This window comes from Dactylosporangium fulvum (genome assembly GCF_025137375.1).
Taxonomy (GTDB): domain Bacteria; phylum Actinomycetota; class Actinomycetes; order Mycobacteriales; family Micromonosporaceae; genus Dactylosporangium; species Dactylosporangium fulvum.
In genome coordinates this window covers 2,779,451-2,801,563 of record NZ_CP073720.1, presented here as the reverse complement: position 1 = coordinate 2,801,563, position 22,113 = coordinate 2,779,451, and the positions used below count along the sequence as shown (strand labels likewise).

At 73.4% G+C, this 22,113-nt stretch carries 22 protein-coding genes; 11 read left to right on the top strand and 11 right to left on the bottom strand.

Features of this window, described 5'->3' with window-relative positions; genetic code table 11:
• Nucleotides 1-8: 8 nt before the first annotated feature.
• Nucleotides 9-347, bottom strand: coding sequence for an immunity 51 family protein (locus Dfulv_RS12990; protein ID WP_259863135.1), 339 nt, complete (start codon nt 345-347; stop codon nt 9-11).
• A 123-nt stretch (nt 348-470) separates the two neighbouring features.
• On the bottom strand, nt 471-902 hold the full coding sequence (locus Dfulv_RS12985; RefSeq protein WP_259863134.1) for a DUF2203 domain-containing protein: 432 nt from the start codon (nt 900-902) through the stop codon (nt 471-473).
• A gap of 180 nt (nt 903-1,082) precedes the next feature.
• Between Dfulv_RS12985 and Dfulv_RS12980 the strand changes: the two genes are divergently transcribed.
• A complete protein-coding gene (locus Dfulv_RS12980) occupies nt 1,083-2,504 on the top strand; it encodes a serine hydrolase domain-containing protein (RefSeq protein WP_259863133.1) in 1,422 nt (473 codons plus the stop codon).
• A gap of 691 nt (nt 2,505-3,195) precedes the next feature.
• On the opposite strand, the gene Dfulv_RS12975 is transcribed toward Dfulv_RS12980, so the two are convergent.
• Nucleotides 3,196-4,014, bottom strand: coding sequence for a hypothetical protein (locus tag Dfulv_RS12975; RefSeq protein ID WP_259863132.1), 819 nt, complete (start codon nt 4,012-4,014; stop codon nt 3,196-3,198).
• Nucleotides 4,015-4,051: 37 nt separating this feature from the next.
• Here Dfulv_RS12975 and Dfulv_RS12970 point away from each other — a divergent pair, with 37 nt between their 5' ends.
• A complete protein-coding gene (locus Dfulv_RS12970) occupies nt 4,052-4,714 on the top strand; it encodes a VC0807 family protein (RefSeq protein WP_259863131.1) in 663 nt (220 codons plus the stop codon).
• Between the two features lie 18 nt (nt 4,715-4,732).
• Here Dfulv_RS12970 and Dfulv_RS12965 read toward each other — a convergent pair whose 3' ends face one another.
• The 4 genes from Dfulv_RS12965 to Dfulv_RS12950 form a co-directional block, all read right to left on the bottom strand.
• Entirely contained in the window at nt 4,733-5,875 is a 1,143-nt protein-coding gene (locus tag Dfulv_RS12965; protein WP_259863130.1) for an aminotransferase class V-fold PLP-dependent enzyme, read from the bottom strand.
• A 216-nt stretch (nt 5,876-6,091) separates the two neighbouring features.
• Nucleotides 6,092-6,541 carry a YbhB/YbcL family Raf kinase inhibitor-like protein gene (locus Dfulv_RS12960; RefSeq protein ID WP_259863127.1) on the bottom strand — a complete coding sequence of 150 codons (450 nt, stop codon included), beginning with the start codon at nt 6,539-6,541 and terminating at the stop codon, nt 6,092-6,094.
• Nucleotides 6,538-7,191, bottom strand: a complete 654-nt coding sequence (locus tag Dfulv_RS12955; protein WP_259863125.1) for a CBS domain-containing protein — start codon at nt 7,189-7,191, stop codon at nt 6,538-6,540. Before Dfulv_RS12955 ends, Dfulv_RS12960 begins: the two co-directional genes overlap by 4 nt.
• A gap of 116 nt (nt 7,192-7,307) precedes the next feature.
• Nucleotides 7,308-8,432, bottom strand: a complete 1,125-nt coding sequence (locus Dfulv_RS12950) for a CapA family protein (RefSeq protein WP_259863124.1) — start codon at nt 8,430-8,432, stop codon at nt 7,308-7,310.
• Between the two features lie 251 nt (nt 8,433-8,683).
• Here Dfulv_RS12950 and Dfulv_RS12945 point away from each other — a divergent pair, with 251 nt between their 5' ends.
• The 9 genes from Dfulv_RS12945 (at nt 8,684) to Dfulv_RS12905 (ending at nt 17,313) form a co-directional block, all read left to right on the top strand.
• Entirely contained in the window at nt 8,684-9,958 is a 1,275-nt protein-coding gene (locus tag Dfulv_RS12945) for a wax ester/triacylglycerol synthase family O-acyltransferase (RefSeq protein WP_259863123.1), read from the top strand.
• A gap of 9 nt (nt 9,959-9,967) precedes the next feature.
• Nucleotides 9,968-10,669 carry a DUF429 domain-containing protein gene (locus Dfulv_RS12940; RefSeq protein ID WP_259863122.1) on the top strand — a complete coding sequence of 234 codons (702 nt, stop codon included), beginning with the start codon at nt 9,968-9,970 and terminating at the stop codon, nt 10,667-10,669.
• A 100-nt stretch (nt 10,670-10,769) separates the two neighbouring features.
• The gene (locus Dfulv_RS12935; RefSeq protein ID WP_259863121.1) at nt 10,770-11,600 is read left to right on the top strand and encodes a slipin family protein; all 831 of its coding nucleotides are present in this window, start codon (nt 10,770-10,772) and stop codon (nt 11,598-11,600) included.
• A 76-nt stretch (nt 11,601-11,676) separates the two neighbouring features.
• A complete protein-coding gene (locus Dfulv_RS12930) occupies nt 11,677-12,405 on the top strand; it encodes a serine hydrolase (RefSeq protein ID WP_259863120.1) in 729 nt (242 codons plus the stop codon).
• A gap of 109 nt (nt 12,406-12,514) precedes the next feature.
• Complete coding sequence (locus tag Dfulv_RS12925; protein ID WP_259863119.1) at nt 12,515-13,945, top strand: YibE/F family protein; 1,431 nt, start codon at nt 12,515-12,517, stop codon at nt 13,943-13,945.
• Between the two features lie 514 nt (nt 13,946-14,459).
• Nucleotides 14,460-14,936 (top strand): hypothetical protein, encoded by a 477-nt coding sequence (locus Dfulv_RS12920; protein ID WP_259863118.1) that lies wholly within the window; start codon nt 14,460-14,462, stop codon nt 14,934-14,936.
• A 77-nt stretch (nt 14,937-15,013) separates the two neighbouring features.
• Nucleotides 15,014-15,373, top strand: coding sequence for a hypothetical protein (locus tag Dfulv_RS12915; RefSeq protein WP_259863117.1), 360 nt, complete (start codon nt 15,014-15,016; stop codon nt 15,371-15,373).
• A 111-nt stretch (nt 15,374-15,484) separates the two neighbouring features.
• Nucleotides 15,485-16,090, top strand: coding sequence for an HdeD family acid-resistance protein (locus Dfulv_RS12910; RefSeq protein WP_259863116.1), 606 nt, complete (start codon nt 15,485-15,487; stop codon nt 16,088-16,090).
• 182 nt (nt 16,091-16,272) lie between these two features.
• A complete protein-coding gene (locus Dfulv_RS12905; protein WP_259863115.1) occupies nt 16,273-17,313 on the top strand; it encodes an AI-2E family transporter in 1,041 nt (346 codons plus the stop codon).
• A 133-nt stretch (nt 17,314-17,446) separates the two neighbouring features.
• Here Dfulv_RS12905 and Dfulv_RS12900 read toward each other — a convergent pair whose 3' ends face one another.
• The 4 genes from Dfulv_RS12900 to Dfulv_RS12885 form a co-directional block, all read right to left on the bottom strand.
• Nucleotides 17,447-18,418, bottom strand: a complete 972-nt coding sequence (locus tag Dfulv_RS12900; protein ID WP_259863114.1) for a hypothetical protein — start codon at nt 18,416-18,418, stop codon at nt 17,447-17,449.
• Nucleotides 18,415-19,806 (bottom strand): hypothetical protein, encoded by a 1,392-nt coding sequence (locus tag Dfulv_RS12895; RefSeq protein WP_259863113.1) that lies wholly within the window; start codon nt 19,804-19,806, stop codon nt 18,415-18,417. The genes Dfulv_RS12900 and Dfulv_RS12895 overlap by 4 nt, the downstream gene beginning before the upstream one ends.
• Nucleotides 19,799-20,110 (bottom strand): DUF6403 family protein, encoded by a 312-nt coding sequence (locus Dfulv_RS12890; RefSeq protein WP_259863112.1) that lies wholly within the window; start codon nt 20,108-20,110, stop codon nt 19,799-19,801. The genes Dfulv_RS12895 and Dfulv_RS12890 overlap by 8 nt, the downstream gene beginning before the upstream one ends.
• Nucleotides 20,111-20,304: 194 nt before the next feature.
• Nucleotides 20,305-21,936, bottom strand: coding sequence for a Na+/H+ antiporter (locus Dfulv_RS12885; RefSeq protein WP_259863111.1), 1,632 nt, complete (start codon nt 21,934-21,936; stop codon nt 20,305-20,307).
• Nucleotides 21,937-22,113: the final 177 nt, after the last annotated feature.

The window sequence follows — 22,113 nt, the reverse complement described above, 5'->3', positions numbered from 1 at the left end:
CTCAGGGGTCAGTCGTCGAACTCGAAGCCGTTCGCCTCGGCCGTGGCCACCAGCTGCCGGATCCGGTCGGTGTCCCCCGCCACGGCGCTCATCCGGGTGCCCAGCGCCTCGAGGGCCTCCCGGTCGTTGCCGTAGGCGCAGAACATGCCCGCCTCCGGATCGTACGAGAAGCGGCCCTCCAGCTCGGGGGCCTCCGTGGCGACGAGCACCTGGGCGATGCCCTCCCAGAAGTACCCGTTGGACTCGTGCCCGAGTTCCTCGATCACACCGTCGACGGCGGTGGTCCCGGCGTTGAGCAGCAGGGAATACTTGCCCGGGTCCAGCTCGATCAGCTTCAGCGGAGTCATGACCCAAGCCTCGCAGCCCGCCGGCGCCCGCGACCGGCCGGGGTCGACCAGACACCGTCACGGCAGCCCACAGCCGGCGTCAAGGCCGATCGTCGGGGCCGCACGCAACCGGCCGGTCGGACCTCAGGACGGCAGGGGGCGACGGCCGGCGAAGCCGAGGTCCGTGCGGTGATACCAGGCGAGTTCGTCGTCGCCCTCGAGCCAGCACAGCAGCACGTCGGTGCCGTCGAGCTCGGCCGGGAAGTCGACCAGCAGCGGGGCCAGGCCCTTGAGCTCGGCGCCGGTCTGCTGCACCGCCGTGAGCAGCTCGTCCAGCAGCGCCTGCGCGGCCTTCAACTCGGGCACCCCGCCGAGGTGCGTCGGAGTGCCGCCCGGCTGGAGGGACGCGGCCAGCTCGGCGGCGTCGGCACGGACGGCCACGATCCGATCCAGCGTCGATCGGAGCCGCGCGAGCTCGGCCCTCGCCTCGGGAACGGTGAACAGCGCCATGCGTACCAGCCTGCCACCCCGCGCGGGCCTCTTGCCCGGCGGGTCGCTGACCTCGGTGCTCGACACCGGCTCATCTAATCGAATAGTGCCGATGCATTCCAATCCCCGCGATGCCGGTGGTAGAGGCGATCGCGCCGCAACGGCGGACAGCACAGCGGCAGCGACCATGCCGGGAGGCCGGCCGCCGTTCCGGCCAAGATCGAGATCGTGAACGGGCCGCTCAGCGCGCATGGCACAATTCCGCGCATGATCGTCGCACGCCGAACCGTACTCGGGACCGGCCTCGCCGCCGCCGGTGCCCTGCTCGCCGGGTGCGGCAGGTCGACGCCGACCATGGGCGCCGCCCGGCCCGTCGGCGAGTCCGCCGGGCTGCCCGGGTCCGAGAGCCCCGCGGCCGGCTCGCCGTCGCCGTCCACGTCCGGCTCGGCCGCCCCGCCCGGGTTCGGCAAGGCGCCGAAGGGCCGCGCGACCAGCCCCGCGGGGCTCACCTTCACGCCCGGACGCGTGGTGAAGCCGCTCGGCGCGACCGCCGCGTACGGTGCGACGCTGACCCAGATCATGACGCGGTACCTCGCGCCGACGCCGGACAACCCGAAGTACCCCGGATACGCCGGCGCCGTCGCGCTCGTCGCCGTCGACGGGCAGGTCACCGCGCACTCGGCGGTCGGGCACGCGCTGCGCTACGGCACCGGCCCGGCCGAGCTGCCGAGTGCGCAGCGGGTCCCGATGCGCCGCGACGCCATCTTCGACCTGGCCTCGATCACCAAGGTCTTCACCGCGCTGCTCGTGCTCCAGCTCGCCGACCAGGGCAAGGTCGACCTCGACGCACCGGTGGTGCGGTACCTGCCCGAGTTCACCGGCGCCGGCAAGGACGCGATCACTGTCGCGATGGTGCTGGCGCACACCGGCGCGTTGCCCGGCGGCGTCAGCTTCTCCGGGCTGACCACCATGGCGGACCGGTGGGCCAGGGTGGTCACCGCGCCGTTGGTCAGCGGTGGCGTGCCGGGCACCACGTTCCGGTACTCCGGCGTCGGCCTGATGGTGCTCGGCCGGCTCGTCGAGAAGGTCACCGGACAGGCGCTCGACGCGGCCGTGCGGGACCGGATCACCGGCCCGCTGGGCATGCGCAACACCATGTTCAAGCCGTTGAACCAGATCTCCGGCAGTGATCCCCGGCTGGTCGCCACCGAGGCCCGCAAGGCGCGGGGCCTGACACGCGGGGTGGTCCACGACGACCTGTGCCTCGCGCTGGGCGGAGTCGCCGGGCACGCGGGCATGTTCGGGACCGCGTCCGACCTGGCGATCCTGGGCCAGATGCTGATCAACGGCGGCGAGTACGGCGGCCGGCGCATCCTGAGCGAGAAGATCGTGCGCCGGATGCTCGTCAACGCCAACCAGGGCCTGCCGGCGATCGACGCGGAGCGGCCCGGCCGCTCGTCGACGCACGGACTCGGCGTCGAGCTGCAGCAGCCCTGGTTCATGGGCAAGCTGGCCCGGCCGCTGACCTTCGGCCACACCGGGTTCACCGGCACGTCGTGGCTCGTCGACCCGGACCGGCGGGTCGTGGTGGTGCTGCTGACCAACCGCGCGCACCCCGACTGGACCCGCGCCAACCCGGACAAGCCCCGGGTCGCGATCGCCGACGCCCTGGCCACCGGCCTGGGCTGACGGGCTCAGGCCAGGCCGTCCGGGGCGAGCAGCACAGCGACCTGCTCGCCGACCTCATCGGCCTGTCGAGTCAGGGGCGCGCGGTAACAATCATGGCCCGGCCATGCGTACCCACGTGGTCGGGCCATGCTCTCATCGGCCTCTTGTCTGCCGCGCGACGCCGCACGCGGCGGATCAGCGTTGGAACTTGGCGACGTTCGCCTTCTCGCGCGCAGCCATGATCTCGGCGGACTTGAGGATCGCGCTCTTGATCCCGGTGAGCAGCGTGTGCAGGTCGTTGGCCGCTGGGACAGCGTTGGCGGCCCAACTACGCGCCGATCTTGGAGTTGTGGCGCCATGAACCTCCGAATTTGTCCGGATTTGTCAAGGACCACAACTCCAAGATCGGCGCGGTTGTCCGGGGGTTGACGCGCGAGGAATCCGGATTGCGCGACAGGCTCCAGGGGTGCACAAAACGCTCCGCGATCATGCAACGGTGCCTGGACAGCCAGATGTTTTCCGACGATCAAGGAACCCGGGTCAAGCCAAGCACGGAGCACGGCCGCCCCGCACCACGGGGCCCGGACGCCGCGACCCGCCTCTGCAGCGCGGCACCGCGGCCCGGCACCTTCGACATCGACGGACCCGGATCCTCCGCGACGATGTGACCACAGTGGACGGTCACCCGGCAACGCGGGCCGCTGAGCCGGGATCAGCGCGGGGCGTCGAGCACGCCGGTGACGTAGCTCGCGGCAGGGCCGCCGAACACCTGCTGCACGTCCTGGATCGTGCGCCAGAGGCCGGGCAGCGGCCAGCCGGCGGGGAACAGCGCCGCCGGCAGCCGGGGGCTGCGCAGGCTCTCGACCATCGGGGTCCTGAGCAGTTCCGCGTAGCGGCGCAGCGTGTCCGGACCCGGCTCCGGCGCGGCGGCCAGGTCGCGCAGGGCGGCGCGCAGCGACTCGGTGTGCCCGGCGAAGGTGACGGCGAGCGCGTCGAGGTCCCAGGCGAGCCGGGCGGCGCGGGCGGCGTCCGGCTCGTCCATGGTGAGCCGCGTGACGAACAGCGCCGCGTCGGCGGGCGGGTCGGCGAGCGGCGCCACCGCCCCGGTGCGGTCCTCCAGCGCGATCAGGACGCCCTGCTGCAGCAGCCCGTAGCCGGCGTGGACGGCGGCGCGACGCAGGGCGTCACGGAACGCCCGCCGTGACTCCGGCACCTGGTACAGCACCGCATGGAAGGAGCCCGGCCAGGACGGCGGCGGCGTGCGGTCGGCGCGGCGGATCCGGTCGAACCGGTGACCGTACTCACCCGCGAGCCGGTAGCCGACGCCCCGGCCCCGGCGCACGCTCGCCAGCTTGCCCTCCTGCCGCATCCGCAGCAGCAGGGCACGGGCGGCGGCCTCGGTGAGCCCGAAGTCCCCGAGCAGCCGGGTCAGGCCGACGCCGGGCAGCTCCGGGCGCTGGGCCACGCCGAACAGGAACGGCACGAGCGACGCCGACCGTCCCCCGGATTGAGATGGTACGATCCGCCGCACGTACGTGAGCATAAACGACTCATTCGGGGAGGTCGTCATGGGGCGGTTCGCAAGCCTCCTGCTCAACTGGGGTCCCACCCTGGTCTGCAACGTCGCGCTGCCGCTCGTGACCTATCAGGCGTTGACCGACCGCGGCATGAGCGAGGTGTCCGCACTGGCGGTCAGCGCCGTCTGGCCGGTCGTCGAGGTCGGGGTGCTGTGGGCGGTCCGGCGCCGGATCGACGAGATCGGTGTGCTCACGTTGATCGTCATCGCGCTCGGGGTGGGCTCGTCCCTGCTGCTCGACGACGAGCGCCTGGTGCTGCTCAAGGAGTCCGCCGTCACGGGGCTGTTCGGCCTGGTCCTGCTCGGTTCCCTGCTGGCGCCCCGGCCGCTGATGTTCTACTTCGGGCGCAAGTTCGCCACCGACGGCTCCCCCGAGCGCCTCGCCTGGTGGGACGGGCTGTGGCGGTACGGAGGCTTCCGGCGCACCCAGCGGACGCTGACCGTGGTCTGGGGCGTGGTCTTCCTCGCCGAGGCGGCGGTCCGCATCGAGCTGACCGAGGTGCTGCCGGTCGACGCGACCGTGGCCGTCTCCGCGGTCCTGCCCTATGCCGTCACCGCCGGCCTGGTCACGTGGACGATCCTCTACAGCAGGCGTGCACGGCGCCGCGCGGCGGAGGCCAATCCCGCCGCGCTCGCCGAGCCGGCGCACGGCTGACCCGGCGGGGCGAGCGGGTCAGAGCGCGGCGACCAGGGTCGTGACGAGGCGGTCGACGTCGGCGGGCGTGACGTGCACGTGCGGCGCCACGCGGAGGGCCTCGCCGCGGCGGGCCACAAAACAGTTCGCCTCGCGCAGGGCGGCGGCGACCCGGTCGGCGCTGCCGCCGGGCACGCGGAGTCCCAGCAGGTGCGGGCCGCGCGGCTCGGTGGCGGTCACGCCGACGCCCGCGGCGACGATGCGGGCGGCGAGGTCGGCGGTGATCCCGGCGAGCGTGGCGGCGATGCGCGGCGGGCCCCAGGCGAGGACCTGCTCCAGCGCCGCGACGGCCATCGGGGTGAGCTCGAAGAGCGTCCGGGCGCCCTGGTCGAACCGCCGGGCCCCGGGGAGGTAGTCCTCGCTGTAGTCGACGAGCCGGGAGAAGTCCTGCGCACCGGCCCGCAGGATCCAGTTCTCCTCCAGGGGCCGGCCGTCTCGGTGCTCGGGCGCGACCCACAGGTATGCGCGGCCGAGCGGGCCCAGCAGCCACTTGTAGCCGACCGAGACGACCACGTCGGGCCGGAGCGCGGTGACGTCGAGCGGCATCACGCCGAGGGACTGGCTCGCGTCGACGACCAGGCGCGCGCCGGCCTCGCGGGCGCGTGCCGCGACCCGGTCGAGCTCGACCAGGCCGCCGTCGGTCCAGTGCACGTTGGGCACGGACACGATCGCCACCCGCTCGTCGATCGCGGCGAGGACCGCGTCGGTCCACGACTGCCCGGCCTCGCGCGTCACGGTCCGGATCGCCGCGCCGGCACGCCCGGCCGCCCGCCGCCAGGTGTAGATGCCCGACGGGTACTCGTCGGCGAGCACGAGCACCTCGTCGTCCGGGCCGAGCGGGAGGTTGGCGGCGGCCACGGCGAGGCCGTAGCTGGTCGCCGGCACGAGGGCGACACCCTCGGCGTCGGTGCCGACCAGCCGGCCGAACAGCGACCGCAGCCGCTCGACGTCGGTGAACCAGTCGGGCTCGCGGATCGTCCACGGCCGCGACCGCCGCAGCAGCGCCGCCTCGCCGGCCTCCCGGACCGCGTGCAGCATCGGCGACAGGCTGGCCGCGTTGAAATACGCGACGTCCTCCGGCACGTCGAAGAGGTCCCGCTGGGATCCGAGTGCGGCGGCCACACCGAACCCTATCGCGGAAACGGCCGGGCCCGGGACTACCGCGGTCCAGTGCCAGGTTGTGGTCGTCGAGCGAAGGGATGTAGGCGGGAGCGGACGCCGCGGAGGCGGTGACGGCGGCCCAGCGCTGCGGCCGGAGAAGCCGCCGAACCCCCGACCCGCTGCCGCCGGGTGCCGCCGCGGCGCGTGCCACCGGCGTGCCTCTTGCCCTCGCGGGTGTCAGTGGCGCTGGTACCGGCCGGTGAGGCGGCCGGAGTCGAGAACCTTGCCCGCCGCGGCCCGCCGCAGGTCGGCGGCCGAGGCGCCCGGGGCGAGGCCGAGCGGCTCGGCCAGGGCGAGCACCTCGAACGTGTACCGGTGGGACCGGCCGCGCGGCGGGCACGGCCCGCCGTAGGCCTCCCGGCCGAAGTCGTTGCGGCCCTGGGCGGCGCCCGGCGGCACCTCACCCTCCCCGATGCCCGCCCGGTCGGGGCCGATGCCCCACATGACCCAGTGGGTGAACGTCCCGCCGGGGGCGTCGGGATCCTCGACGAGCAGCGCGATCTCCGCGGTGCCGGCCGGCAGCCCGGCGATGCCGAGCGGCGGCGAGACGTCGGCGCCCTCGCAGGTGAAGCGCTGCGGTATCTTCGCCGCCTCGTCGAAGACCGGGCTGGAGACGGTGAGCGTCACGGTGTCGCGTACACCTTCTCGACGAACTCGGCGAGCCGGTGCTCGTCGATGTTGCGTGCCAGGTCCTGCTCGCTGATCATGCCGACCAGCCGGTGGTTCTCGATGACCGGCAGCCGCTTGATCTGATGGTCCTCCATCTGGCGCAGCACCTCGTCGAGCCCGGCGCCGCCGTCCACCCACACCACCGAGCCCTGGGCGAGGTCACGCACCTTGACCTGGTTGGGATCCCGGCCGTCGGCGATGCTCTTCACGACGATGTCGCGGTCGGTGACGATGCCGTGCAGCCGGTCCTCCACGCCGCAGACGGGCAGCGAGCCCACGTTGAGGTCGCGCATCTTCCGCGCGGCGCTCGTGATGTTCTCGTTCTCACCGACGCACTCGGCGCCCGGGTGCATGATGTCCCGGGCCCGGCGGCCCCGCTCGAGCCGGCCCGCCTGCAGTTCGCGCTGCGACCGCTCGTATTCGTCGAGAGCCCCGAGCTTCCCTGCCACGGCCTCGGGTGCCGCCTTGCCGCTGTGTTCGGCGTAGTACGCCTCGCCGAGCTCTTGCAGCAGCTTGTTCCGCTGCCGGATCGCCCGCGTCTCCTCGATGCGCGACCGGCCCTGCTCCAGGCCGCGCTTGGCGGACTCCTTCACCTTGTCGAAGACCATGATGCCCTCCTTCCGGCGCCCTGGCCGGGTGGCGGTACCTTCTGGCAACGCTACGACGCCGCAGGCGGGGCCTACCCGTCCGCCGCCGACGGACGGTGCGGCAACCACCTTCACGGTCACTCGCCGGCGACCCGCAGGTGGAGCATGCCGTCGTCGCGCAGGTCGACCCGCGTCCCGAACCGGCGGCTGATCGTGCCGAGGACGCTGCGCAGGAGTTCGGCGTCCCCGGCCGAGGCGTCGTGCAGGCGCATCCGGCGGGCCTGCAGCGGGGCCATGCGCAGCCCGGCCAACCGCCCGGTGCCCGGTTCCACCGTGGCGAAGTACAGCAGGCGCAGGTCGTCGCGGAAGTCCTCGTAGCCGGTGATGCCCTCGTAGTCGTCGACCGTGTCACCGCAGCCGTAGAGGACGAGCCTGCCCCGGTACACCTCGATCGGCCGGGGGTGGTGCGAGGAGTGCCCGTGCACGATGTCGACGCCGGCGTCGACGAGCCGGTGCGCGAAGGCGACGTGCCGGCGCGGTACCTCGTACCCCCAGTTGGAGCCCCAGTGGATGGACGCCACGACGACGTCGCCCCGCCGCCTCACCCGGCGCACGCGCTCGCCGACCGCGGCGGCGGTCGCCACGGAAAGGTCGGGCAGCAGTTCCACGCCGGGCCCGTCCCGGGTCGCGGCCCAGCTCCGCGGGATGCCGCTGCACTCCGCGCCGAACGACAGGACGAGCGCACGCCCGCCGTCGCCGACCCCGACGGCGGCCGGCCGCCCGGCCGCGGCCGCGGTGCTCCCCGCGCCCGCCGTCGCGATCCCCGCGCCCGCCAGCGCGCCGAGCGTGTCGGCGAGCCCGCGGCGGCCGAAGTCGAGCACGTGGTTGTTGGCCAGGACGCAGACGTCGGGCCGGGCGGCGGTCAGGCACGGGACGTTCTCGGGAGCCATCCGGTAGTGCACGGCCTTGCCGGGGGCGGCGTCGTCGCTGCGCGTGATGCTCGTCTCCAGGTTGATCACCCGCGCGTCGGGCGCGACGTCGTCGAGGACACGCAGGGCATCGCCCCAGGGCCAGGCGTGGTCGACGGGTCGGGGAACGGGGCCGTTGACCCGCTCCGCGAGCTCGACGTAGGTCCGCGCGTCGGCGGTGTACTGCTCCCACAGGCGCGGGTCACCGGGATGCGGCAGGATCTGGTCGACGCCGCGACCGGTCATGACGTCGCCGCAGAGGAACACCGTCACCGGACGGTCCCGTACGCCCACGGTTTCACCGTAGCCACCGCGCCGACGCCCGTCGCTCACCCTGGGTGGTTCGGGCCGGATGCAGGGTGACATTGGCGGTCCTGCATCGAATGAGCCGGTGGAACTTGCGACATTCAGGTGCGGCACGCATCGGGCAGGTTCCCGGCGCGCCGTCCCCCTACCGAGCGTCGCATGGAGTGCTGCCAGTGGATGACGAGCGGTTGGGCCCCCTCGATACCGCCTTCCTTCGGCTGGAATCGCCGGGTGCTCCCATGCACCTGGGCGCCCTGGCCGTCTTCCACCCGCAGGAACGGGTGCCGCCCGGCCGGCTGGCGACACTGCTCGGCGAGCGCATCGCGCGGATCCCTGCGCTGCGGCAGCGGGTCCGCAGTACGTGGCTGCCGCCGGGCGGCGCGGCCTGGGCCCCGGACCCCGCGTTCGAGGTGTCCCGGCACCTGCACGTCCACCGCCTGCGGCGGGGCACCGCGATGGCGGCGGTCGCCGGCGAGCTGATGGCCGAGCCGCTCGACCTCGACCGTCCGCTGTGGCAGTTGCACCTGCTGACGGGCCTGCCCGAGGGCCGATTCGCCATGCTGGTGAAGCTGCACCATGCGATGGCGGACGGGTTGCGCACGGTCGAGCTCGGCCTCCGCCTCATGGACGGCCGCACGGACGGCGGGCCCGCGCAACCCGAACCCGCTCCGGCCGGTGTTCCGGCGCTCAACGGCGCGGCCGGCGGTGCCGTGCGGCTCGCCCGCACGCTCGGCCAGGCCGCCGGAACCGTCGCCGGGAGTGTCGGCATCGCCACGTCCGTGCTGTCGCACGTACGGCTCGCCGCGCTGCTGCCGTCGGCGGTCGACCATGCCCGTCCTTTTGCGACATCACGCCGGCTGGTGCTCGTCCGGCTCGACACCCGCGACGTGCGGCAGGTGCGGCGGCTGCACGGCGGCACCGAGCACGACGTCCTGCTGGCCGTCGTCACCGGGGCCTTCCGGCGCTGGCTCACCGCCAACGACCAGTGCCCGGAGCGGCTCGGCATCCGGGCGTTCATCCCCGTCAGCCGGCGCAGCCGGACCACCGGGCCGAAGCGGCACAACGTGCTCTCCGGCTATCTGTGCGACCTGCCGATCGAGCAGGCGGACCCGGTCACCGCACTGCGCACCGTGCGGACCACGATGGACCGCAACAAGGCCGCCGGCTTCTCCCGCGGGCCGGGCGCGTTCCCGGTCCTCGCCGACCGGATGCCGGCCCCGGCACAGCGCCTCACCATCCCGCTCCTGCGCCGGGCCGGGCCGCTGCTGTTCGACACGACCATCACGAACGTGCCGATCCCAGCGCGGCCGATGACCCTCGCCGGCGCGCCACTGCAGCACGTGTACCCGATCGCTCCCCTGGCCCACGGGCAGGCGCTCGGCATCGCGCTGTCGACCTACCGGGAGTCGGTCCATATCGGGTTGCACGCCGACGACCGTGCCGTGCCCGATCTCGACCGCATCGCCGACGGCATACCGGCCGCCCTCGCGGCCCTGAGCGGCAGTCCCGCCTAATGTGACGGGATGACCGGTCGTGTGCTCGGGGTGGACGCCTGCCGGGGTGGATGGGTGGGTGTCGCGCTGGGCGGCGGGGCCACAGCGGCGTATGTCGCCCGCACCGTCGCCGGCCTCGTCGCGGCCGCCGGGGCCGACGGCGACCTGGCCGTGGTGGCGATCGACATCCCGATCGGGCTGCCGGACACCGGGCGGCGGGCCGCCGACGTCGAGGCACGGCGGCTGATCGGGCCGCGCCGGCACTCGGTCTTTCTCACGCCCGTCCGGGCGGCGCTGACGATGCCCGACCACGCGTCGGCGAGCGGAACCAACCGGGCCCTCGCCGGGGACGGCGTCTCCGCGCAGGCGTTCGCCCTGAAGAAGCGGATCCTCGAGGTGGACACCTGGGCCCGCTCCTCCGGGACGGACGCCGTGCCGCGCGTGGTGGAGGTCCATCCCGAGGTGTCGTTCGCGCGGCTGGCCGGGCGGCCGCTCGCCACCGCGAAACAGACCTGGGCCGGCGCGGAGCAGCGCCGCGCGCTCCTGGCCCGGGCGGGCATCCGGCTGGACGGCGACCTGGGCGCCGCGGGGGCCGCCGCCGGGGTCGACGACATGCTCGACGCGGCCGTGGCCGCCTGGTCGGCCGGGCGGGTCGCGGTGGGTGACGCCACGCCGATCCCCGACCCGCCGGAGCGGTTCAGCGACACGCTGCCGGCCGCGATCTGGGTCTGACCCGCATCGGCGGCCTCACCCGGGCACTCACCCCCGCCGGGCCGGTTCCGCAGTAGCGTGGATTTTGCTGGCGGAGGAACACTCCCGTACGGGGGTTGTCATGGAACCCGTGCTCATCGTCCTGATCGTCCTGGTGGTATCCGGCCTCCTGGGCAGCGTGCGGATCGTCCGGCAATACGAGCGCGGGCTGGTCTTCCGGTGCGGGCGCCTGCGCGACCACACCCGTGGGCCGGGCCTGGCGATGATCGTGCCGGTGCTCGACCGCATGCAGCGGGTGAACCTGCAGATCGTCACGATGCCGGTACCGGCACAGGACGGCATCACCCGGGACAACGTCACCGTCAAGGTGGACGCGGTGGTGTACTTCCGGGTCACCGACCCGATCCGCGCGGCGGTCAACGTGCAGGACTACATGTTCGCGGTCCTCCAGGTCGCGCAGACCTCGCTGCGGTCGATCATCGGCAAGAGCGACCTGGACGAACTGCTGACCAACCGCGAGCGGCTCAACCAGGGCCTCGAGGTGATGATCGACAGTCCGGCGATCGAGTGGGGCGTCCACATCGACCGCGTCGAGATCAAGGACGTCTCGCTGCCCGAGTCGATGAAGCGCTCGATGTCCCGCCAGGCCGAGGCGGAACGTGAGCGGCGCGCCCGCATCATCACCGCCGACGGCGAGCTCCAGGCGTCGCACAAGCTCGCCGAGGCGGCCTCGACGATGGCGTCGACCCCGACGGCTCTGCAGCTGCGCCTGCTCGAGACGGTGGTCGAGGTGGCCGCGGAGAAGAACTCCACCCTCGTGCTGCCGTTCCCCGTCGAGCTGCTGCGCTTCCTGGACGAGAAGGTCCCGAAGCCGGAGACCGAAGCCGCACCGGCGTCCCCGTCGGAGTACACCGCCGAGCTGCCGAGGGTGGACGTGGGCGCGCTACGGTGACGGCCGGGTCGCCGCCGGGTGGGCCGCGGTCCGGACGAACGTCACGTCGGCGGGCATCCCGAACTACAGTCCCTGCGTGGACGAACTCCTGTGGTCGGTGTGCGTGCGGGGCCGCAGCGGTGCCGTGCTGTACGAGCAGGACGCGGCGCGCGTCCTGTCCACCGCCAGCGTCGGGAAGCTCCTGCTGCTGCTCGAGGTCGCGCGACGCATCGACGACGGCAGCCTCGCGGCCGACGAGCCGCTGCGGCGGACGGCGCCCGTGGCCGACTCGGGGATCTGGCAGCACCTGGCCGTCGACACGCTCGGCGTCGAGGACCTCGCGGTCCTGGTCGGCGCGGTCAGCGACAACCTGGCGACCAACGTGCTCCTGGACCGCGTCGGCCTCGACGCGGTCCAGACGCTCGGCACGCGGCTCGGCCTGCGCGACACCGCCCTGCACGACCGGGTCCGCGACGTGCGCACGCCGGCGGACGCGCCGCGGCTGTCGTCCGGCAGCGCCTTGGAGCTGTCCCGGTTGATGCTCGGCATCCATCGCGGTGAGTACGCGGGCGCCGCGCGCGTGCTGGGCTGGTTGCGGAACAACACGGACCTGTCGATGGTCGCCGCCGCGTTCGACCTCGACCCGCTGGCCCACGACGGGTTGTGGAACAAGACCGGCACCGACACCGGCGTCCGGGCCGACACCGGGGTGGTGGACGGTGTCGCCTACGCGGTCGTCGCCAACTACGCCGGCGACCGCACGGGCGAGGTGCTGCGCACCATGCGGGCCCTCGGCCGGATCATCAGGGACCTCGTCGACCGGTAGCGACGGGCCGGGCGCCACGTGGCGCGCCGGGCGCGGCCCGGACGACGCATCGTCTCCGATCGTGCATAGTAGCCACGGTGGACCGCGCTACCGACGGTGAGGAGACGACGTGACGCAGGCCGGACCGGGCGAGCAGCACGCCCCCTCGGCGGACCTGGACGGCCACCGGCCCGGGCACAGCCACGGCCACGGCTGGACGGGCCTGTCGCGGCGGGCGATCCGGATCAGCGCGGCGGTGCTGGTCCCGGCGGCCGTGCTGGTCGTCACGGCGATGGCGCTGCTGTGGCCGCGCGGCGGCGTGCCGGCCGACACGTCCGGCGCCCAGCAGCAGGCGTTCGGCAAGGTGCGCGCGGTTCATCACGCACAGTGCCCGTCCGGTGATCCGGCGGCACCGCCCGGCACCACCGTGGACTGCGGCACCGCGGACGTCGAGATCACGGATGGTGCGGGCCGCGGACAGGTCGTCGTCACCGAGATCCCGGCCGGGCCGGGTGCGCCCCGGGTCACCGCCGGTGACCGGGTCGTGCTGATCGTCACCGACGCCGTCCCCGGCGACCCGGCCGGCGGCGCCGCGCAGTACCAGATCATCGACCATCAGCGCGGTGTGCAACTGTGGGTGCTCGGGGCGTGCTTCGCGGCCGCGGTCATCGCGTTCGGGCGGTGGCGCGGGCTGAGCGCGCTCGCCGGGCTCGCCGTGACGTTCGGGATCCTGCTGTACTTCATCGTCCCGGCCATCCTCGCCGGTCGGCCGCCGCTGCTCGTGGCGGTGGTCGGGTCCGCCGCGATCATGCTCACGGTGCTGTACCTGACCCACGGGCTCAGCGCCGCCACGTCGATCGCCGTCGTAGGTACCCTGGCCAGCCTCTGCCTGACCGGCCTGCTCTCCCAGGCCGCCACGATCGTGACCAGCCTCAACGGGGTGGCCGGCGAGGAGTCGGCGTTCCTGACCGTCATGTACCAGCAGGTCGACATGCGCGGCCTGCTCCTCGCCGGGATCCTCATCGGCTCACTGGGCGTGCTCGACGACGTCGCCGTGACGCAGGCCTTCACCGTCACCGAACTGTCCGCGGCCAACCCGGCTCTCGGGTTCCGCGGGCTCTACCGCTCGGCGATCCGGGTCGGCCGCGCCCACATCGCGTCGGTGGTCAACACCATCGTGCTGGCGTACGCCGGTGCGTCGCTGCCGCTGCTGCTCCTGCTCGCCGCGGGCAGCCAGCCCGTCGGGCAGGTCCTCACCTCCCAGCTCATGGCACAGGAGATCGTCCGGTCGGTGGTCGGCACGATCGGGCTGATCAGCGCCGTGCCGATCACGACCGCCCTCGCCGCGTACACCGCCGGCCGCCGCCGGGGCCTCGCCGCCGCGGTGCCGTCGGTGGCGGCGCCGGCCGGATCTCCGGCGGCGGTCACGGAGCCCGGCGGGCGCTTCGCGGACGACGCGGCCGGGCGAGCCGTGCCGTACCACGACGGCGACCGGCCGCCGGCCGCCGCGGTCCCGCCCCGCGGCGAGTGGGACTGGGACGATCCGGACGATCGGCGCTGAGGTAGACCCTTCGGAAGATCTCCTACGATCGGCCGTAGGAGATCCTTGCGGGACGGCCGCCAGGTCACTAGGGTCGGCAGCCAGCACGTCCGAGGCCGTGTCGGCAGATCGCCGGTGAGCCCGGAACCGCCTGGGAACGAGGGGACGCCGTGCAGCCCGACCGCGAACGCGAGAAGCCGGAGAGCACAGGATCGGGTGCCCTGATCATGATCGGCGTGCTCGGCATCCTGCTCATTATCGGATTCGTTTTCAGCGTCACCGGCCGCTGAAAACGGTGACCGGCCGCTGAAAGCCGCCGGTCACCGGCCGCCGGACATCAGGTTCCCGGCGCCCGTCGCGGCGCCGTGCCGTTCGCGTTCGGCGCCTGGGCGCCGCTGCCCGCCCGTTCATTCCGGCCAGGTGACGTCCGGCCGTACTCCACCAGGCGACCCTGATGCGGTACGGCGATTGATCCGAGCGCCGGCCGGCGACCGGACCGCAGCGGTCCCGGCGCGGCTCTGAACGGGAGGTACGCATGAGCACAAGCACCGCCGAACAAACCCGACCGGAGGCCCAGGAGGGCGAGGAACAGAGCATGCTTCCCCTCCTGCTCACGGCCTTGATGGCGCGCCGTGAGCAACGGGGGGAGAGCATCCTCGAGCACCCACTGCTGATGGCCGCACTCGCCCGTCGCCGTCAGGGCGGTGAAGGCATCTTCGAGAACCCGCTCCTGCTCGCCGCGCTGATGCGCCGCCGTGAGGAGAGCAGCGAAGAAGGTATCGAGCACCCGCTCCTGCTCGCCGCCATGATGCGCCGCCGCCGTCAGGGCGGCGGAGGCATCTTCGAACACCCGCTCCTGATGGCCGCGCTGATGAGCCGTCGCGAGGAGGGCGGCGAGAGCGGCATCGAACACCCGCTGCTGCTCGCCGCCCTGATGCGCCGCCGCGAGGAGAGCGGCGAGGAGGGCATCGAACACCCGCTCCTGCTCGCCTCGATGCTGGCCCGCCGATAGCGGTCCCGCGCACCGCCCTTCGGTCGCCAGACCGAAGGGCGGATCACCCTGGTCCGTCAACAACAGAAGGAGTAGTCGTGGCGGCTGACGGAACATCGAAGGAGCCCACGGACCCGGTCGAGTCGTTGATCGACGATGCCATCCGGGAGATTCTCGAGGAAGCCGGGTCGTCCCGGGCCGCCGCCCGTGGCCGCTCGGCGCCGAACATGCTCGACGTGGTGATGTCGGCGATGCCGGCTCGTGGCGCGGCGCGCGCGCCGATGCTCGAGCGGCTGCTCATCGCCGAGGCGATGGCGGGCGCGCTGGCCGACGCACTGGCGCCGGCACTGGCCGCGGCACTGGCCCCGAGGATCATGAAGCTCCTCGATCAGGACGGCGACACTGTTGCGGAGCCGAAGGTGACGAGCGGCCGGTCGCGGAAGTCCGACGGCAAGTGACACGGGTGGCCGGTCGCGACGCCGGGCGAGGGGACGTCACCCCGCGCGAATGAGGTGGCCGCGCGGGGCTGAACGCAAACTTCCAGCGGAATCGAACTCGCATGGAGGTGGATGATGACGACGTTCTCCTGGCACCGTGGGCACGCCCCGACGCACCGCGGCCGCGCTCCCAGCGTCGAGCCGTTCTGGCAGGTCCTGTCCCTCGGGGTCATCACCGTGCTCTTCGGCATCGCCGTGCTGGCGTGGCCGGGCCAGACGCTGCACCTTCTCGGCGTCCTGGCCGGTGTCTGGCTCATCGTCCTGGGTGTCTCGCGCGCGGTCGCCGCGCTCGGCCGCACCCAGGACACCGCCCGGCGGGTCTTCACCGGCTTCGTCGCCGCGGTGCTCATCGTCGCCGGGATCGCTTGCGTGCGCAACGCGGCCGGCGGCGTGCTTCTGCTCGCCACCATCCTCGGCCTCGCCTGGTTGCTCAGCGGCTTCACCCAGCTCGCGATCAGCCTGTTCACGAAGGGAAAGGCCAGAATCTGGCTGACCACGCTCGGCGTGCTCTCGATCCTGGTCGGCCTGGCCTTCATGCTGTGGCCCGGCCCGTCGCTCACCACGCTGGTCCTGCTGACCGGGATCAGTGCGCTGATCATCGGCGCGGGCGAGGTCGCGTACGCCCTGCAACTGCGGCGCGGCAGGCCCGCGGTCGAGTCCGGTGGTGCGCCCGCCTGAACCGCCCTCGGCAGCACTCCTCACCTTCCGGGAGGGATGCGACCGGGTGGCCGTGGCCCAAGTCTGAAGACCTGGCGACAGCCGTCTCGTGCGGATGCCCGGTGATCCTGCGGAGTCGGGAGGAACGCGATGGGAGACATCTCTTTCGGTGACATCGTGCGTGGATCGGGCACAACGGGTCCATGAACACCGCGAGCGGCCGGTCCGGGAGCGATCCCGGGCCGGCTGTCTGGTACACGCGGCTCGGCCGCCTGGGCTGGTCGGTCACCGGCGCCGTGGCGGGTGCCACCGCGCTGGTCGTCGTCGCCGCGGTACTGCTGCCGCTGATCCTGCCACTGTTGGTCATGATCGTCATCGCGGTGACCCTCCAGCCCACCGTCGACCGCCTGCAGGCTCACCGCGTGCCGCGCGGGGCGGCGGCGCTGGCCGGCGCGATCGTCGTGCCGGTCGTGCTGATCGCCGTGGGGGTGCTGCTCGCATACGTGCTGGTGACCCAGGCGTCGCAGTGGCGGCCCGCCGCGGAGGCCGCCGGCACGTACCTGCGCGAAACCCTCGGCGCCGACCCGGTGCGGACGATCCTGGGGTCCGGCCAGTGGCGGACCGCCCTGCTCGGGCTCGGCTCGGCGCTGACCAACGGGGCGGTCATCGTCGGGCAGATCGCCGTCGGGCTGCTGGCCGGCTCGTACCTGCTGTTCTACACCCTCAGGGACGGCCCGCGCCTGGTGGCGCTGCTCGAGTCGCGGCTGCCGTTGCCGGCCGGGTCGGCGCGGGTCCTGCTGCGCGGCGCCGCCGTCCAGTTCCGCCGGTACGTGCTCGGCACGACCGCCGTCGCGGCGCTGGACGCCGTGGTCATCACCGCGGGCGCCGCCGTGCTGCGCGTGCCGTTCCTCCTCGTGATCGCCGTCGTCACGTTCGTCGCCGCCTATGTGCCGTACCTGGGCGCCTGGGTCTCGGCGGGCTTCGCCGTCATGGTCGCCGTCGGCGCCGACGGCCTCGCCACCGGGCTGTGGATGCTCGGCATCGTGCTGGTGACCCAGAACATCCTCGAAGGCGTCCTCCGGCCTATCGTGTTCGGCCGCGCCCTGCGCCTGCACCCGGTGGTCGTGCTCGTCGCCACCGTCGTCGGCGCCGCGATCGGCGGGCTGGCCGGGGTGTTCCTCGCGCCTCCGGTGGCGGCGATCGTCATGTCGTGGTGGTCCACGATCCGCGAACACCGGTCGTGACCCGCGTCGCCGGCGCCTCGCCCGAATCGAGTTGCGGCCCGCCCGTGGGGTGGGAGACATGACCGCCGACCTCGCCCCCCTCGCCGGCGCGGCGCTGCGGGTGATGCGGTCCCGGCTGCTGTTCTCCGATGGCTCAGTGCCTGTCGTCGGCCAGGGTCCGGAAGCGCTTCGCCAGTGACTCGGCGCGGGCGGTGAACCGGACGAAGTCGTCCTCGCCGCGCCGGTCGGCCGCCGTGACGTCGTCGAGCAGGCTCGTGTACTCCGACGTCAGCTTCCGGTATCGGGCCGCGAAGTCCGGCGTGTCCGTGCCGCGGGAGCGCCGCTTCGCCGTCCGGCGGGTCGCGGCGGCGGTCCGCCGGACGGCCGCGGCGTACCGCGCGTCGAGGTCGATGATCTGCTGGGCGACGACGGCCGTGGCTGCGCTGAGCACGGTGCGGCTGTCGGTCGCCCGGTCGAGCCGGTCCCGCCGGGCCACGGCGAACCGGCCGGCCCGGCGCGCCCCGCCGTAGAGCACGGCCGTTCCGACGATCACGGCGCCGACGGCCGCGATCGCCACGAGGTAGCGCGGCAGCGACGGGCTGATCGTCCGGGCGTCGGTGGGAACCATGTCCGCCTTGGCCAGCCGGTCGTAGTTGACCGCGATCACCTTGATCGCGTCGAGCGGCCGGTCGGCGAACGGATCGACGCCGCTGCCGACGCTCGTCTCGGCGACGAACGCCCTGCCGAAGTTCTCGTCGTCGTGGCCGGGCAGCATGGAGCAGCCGTACGTGTCGAACCCGTCGCCGTCGTCGTCGCGGCGCATCAGCAGGACGAGCGTGCCGGACGCGGCGTGGCGCACCGCGTCGCAGCCGTCGCGCAGGTCCGCTCCCGGCTCCAGCAGGATCACGATGAGCCGCCGGTTGCCGATGATCCGCTCGGCGGCCGCCGTGTCGAGGCCGGTGCCGGGCGCGGCGTACACCGACGAGGTGCGGACGTGCCGGGCGATCGGGCCGTCGAACAAGCCGCCGGTCCACAGCGCCCAGCCCGCCAGCACGAGGCAGCCCAGCACCGCGAACCCGAACGGGGTCGGCAGCGTGCGTCGCAACCAGTCGCCGAACCGCTTCATGCCAGCCGCCCCCGCAGGTACTCCGCCGGGCGGTACCCGGCGACACCGACCGCCCGGCCGACGCTGTCGAGCTCCCGTTCGGCGTCGTCGAGCAGTCCCCGGACGTGTTGGTCGGGCAGTTGCGCGTCGAGTGCCTTGCCCGCGGCGCCCAGGCTGCTGATCGCGCGGGTGAGCGCGGCATCGGTGCGGTTGTCGGTGAGCCCGGAGACCTCGACGGCGAGGGCGGTGAGACCCGCCAGCCGGGCCCGGACACCGTCACGGCCGGCGACCGCGAGACCCTTCGGCGGCCGGGGACCCGGCAGCGCCCGCGCGGACAGGACGAGGAACGCGGCGACGCAGGCGGCGAACAGCCAGGGCAGCACCGGGAGCGCGACCCGCAGCGGGTCGACCGGGCGGTACGGCAGCGGCCGGTCGAACAGCCCGGCGTAGCGGACGTCGGTCACCAGCGCCAGGTAGGCCCCCAACACGTTGTCCTGAGGATAGGCGTACGCGCTGAGGCGGTTGCCGAACCGGGCGTAGAAGCTCGCGGCGGTCACGTCGGCGAAGTCGGCCGTGTGCGGGCCGTGGTACTCGATCCACGCGCCGTACATGACGACGATCGGCCGGTCCGGGAACAGCTCGGCCAGGCGCGGCCCGAAGCGGGGCGCCGGCGTGTCCCTCGGCTGGACGGGCAGCGCGACGACAAGTGTCGAGCGGGTGCCGAACGCCTCCTCGGCGGCCTTGGCGGGCGCGGCCTTGATCGTCGCGCCGGATGCGATGTACCGCCCGTCGGCCCGCAGCGCGGCGGCGACCGTGTCGAGCTCGGCGGCGGTCGGGTCACGCCACACGCCGCCGCCGGCGGCGTCGTCGTCCGCCGCGGCCGGGCGGCCGGCGTCCTTACGCAGCGCGCGGATCAGCTCCACCAGCTGGCCGGTGACGTCGTTGCGGGCGAACTGGTCACGCCACTCGGTCAGGGTGCTCCCGGACGCCTGGTAGAAGCCGCCGCTCACCTTGGTGCCGAGGACCCGGATCGTGGCGTTCTCGACCTTGCGGACCTCGCCCTGCTGGTCCTTGGTGAGCCCGGGCGGCGCGACGAGGATGCGGACGTCGGAGGTGCCGATCGCCGCCGACACGCGGCCGGTGTCCCACTCGGCCACCGCGCCGGGGAGCCGGACGACCCGCTCGGCGGCGACCATGGCCGTCATCTCCTCGACGGACGGCAGGGTCGCGCCGCTGATCTCACCGGCGGAGCCCTCCGTGATCGTCGCGGTCGACGGGGACCGCCCGTACGTGGTGTCGGTGCTCTGGCGCTGCGCGACCAGGAAGGCGGTGACGCTGGCCACCGCGATGCCGAGCACGACCCAGCGTGTCGGTCCGGCGAGGCGCTGGAGGCGGCGGCGGTCAAGCACCGGCGGTCGCCCGCCACAGCCGGTCGGCCTCCCGGGCGTAGCCGGTCGCCGCGCGCGCCGCCGCCCGGCCGCCGCGCCCGGCGGCGATCGCCTCGGCGCGGGCGAGCAGTTCCTCGGCCTCGGCCACCCGGGTGCGGGCGGCGTCGCGGCTGACCGTCGCCACGTCGATCGCGGCCCGCGCGCCCGACCAGGCGACCTGCCGGTCCCGGGCGTGGGCGCGCCGGCGCGGCACAAACGCCGCCGCGAACCCGGCGACCACGACCAGGATCGATCCGATCAGCCACACCGGCCAGGACGACAACACGCGGACACTCCCAACGCCGAACCCGTCACCACAGCTCAAGCAGTCACAGACCGATGGTCCACGATCATGTCAACATGATCAGAGGCCGCCGGCAACGTGGACGGTGGTCGCTGTGAGGTACGACGCGGCGTAGCCGACGTGATCGACCACGGACCACACCGGACAACATCATCTGACTCAAGTCAGGTAACGTCTCACGACGTTCGTTCGGGCAGCAGCCGCTCCTCGTGGTCGAGCTCACGCTCGAGGCGGCGGAGGCTCTCGTCGGGCAGCGTGCCGGCGTCCCGCCAGCGCAGCAACTCCGCGCGCTGGGCGTCGATCGCGGCGCGCCGGATCCGCAGCGCCGCCTCGTAACGCGGCGAGACCGGGATCTCCGGCGAGTCGGAGCTCTGCAGCAGGTCGAGGCGGCCCTGGTAGCGGTGCAGGCGGTGCTCGAGCTGGGCCCGCATCACCTCGATGGCCTGCGTGTCGAGGTCGTCGTGGTCCTCGTGGTCGATCTCGTCGAGCCGGTCGAGCGCCGCCCGCACCGACGCGGACCGGGCCTCGTTGCGGATCCGCGCCTCGTCCACCTCGTTGGCGCGCAGGCCGAGCAGGCGGACCAGCGGCGTGAACGTGAGGCCCTGCCCGACGAGCGTGACGAGCACCACGACAAACGTGCAGAACAGCAGCAGGTCGCGGTCCGGGAACGGCGCGCCGCTGTCGGTGACGAGCGGCAGCGTGAACACGGCCGCGAGGCTGATGACGCCCCGGGTGCCGGCCCAGCTCAGGGCCACCACCTCGCGGCCGCCGAGCTTCTCCTCCCGCTTGCCGCTCTCGCTGCCGAGCCGTGTGTGGAGCGATCGCGGCAGCAGCTGGGTGAGCGCCAGCCACAGCGGGCGGATCAGCAGCGTCGCGCCGACCGCGATGGCGACCGCGATGACGACGGTCGACGTGTGGTACTCGCGCAGGTTGCGGATGACCTCCGGCAGTTGCTGGCCGATCAGCAGGAACACGAACCCCTCGAGGAGGAAGTCGACCAGCCGCCACACGGCGCTGGTCTGCAGCCGGCTGGCGCCGGACGACGAGCGCGGGGTGTGGTGGCCGACGATGAGCCCGGCGATGACCACGGCGAGGACGCCGGAGACGTGGAGTTCCTCGCCCAGCAGGTACGCGACGAACGGCGTGGCGAGTGAGATCGCGTTGGCCATCAGCGGGTCCTTGCCGAGCGGCCGCAGGAGCCGCACCGCGTAGGCGACCGCGGCGCCGACCAGGGCACCGCCGGCCGCGGCGAGGAGGAACTGGCCGATGGCCCGCGGCACGGAGAACTCCTCGCCGACGGCGGCCGCGGCGGCGAAGCTGAGGATCGTCAGCGCCGTCGCGTCGTTGAGCAGCCCTTCGCCCTGGATGATGGTGACGAGCCGGGGCGGCAGCCCGACCCGGCGCCCGACGGCCAGGGCGGCGACCGGGTCGGGCGGGGCGATGGCCGCGCCGACCGCGACGCCGGCGGCGAGCGTCGCCCCGGCCACGAACAGATGGAACCCCAGCCCGGCCACGAGTGCCGTGAGCAGCACGAGGATCACCGACAGGCTGACCACGATGCGCATGTTGCGCCGGATGGCCAACAGCGACGAGTCGAGCGCCGCACTGTACAACAGCGGCGGCAGCACGAACGTCAGGATGATCTCCGGCTCGAGTGCGATGTTCGGCCCCGGCAGCAGCGCATAGACGATGCCGACCACCGGCAGGATCGCCGCGGCCGGCAGGCCGGTCCGGGCGGCGAGCCAGCGGACGCCCACGATCACGGCGACGGCGGCGAGCACGAACACGAGGAGCACTTCAGGGGTCACCCCGTCATTCTCCCCGATCACCCGGGCAGTTGACCTTGACGTTCCTGATCATGCTCTGGTACCGGCGGACGTCGGCATCCTGCCGGTCGGCTTCCTCGACCGTGGCCACGTGCGGCGAGGAGGGCTCAGCCGGGCCGGGTGCGCCCGTTCCGCCGGCACGCGTGGATCTCCTCGAGG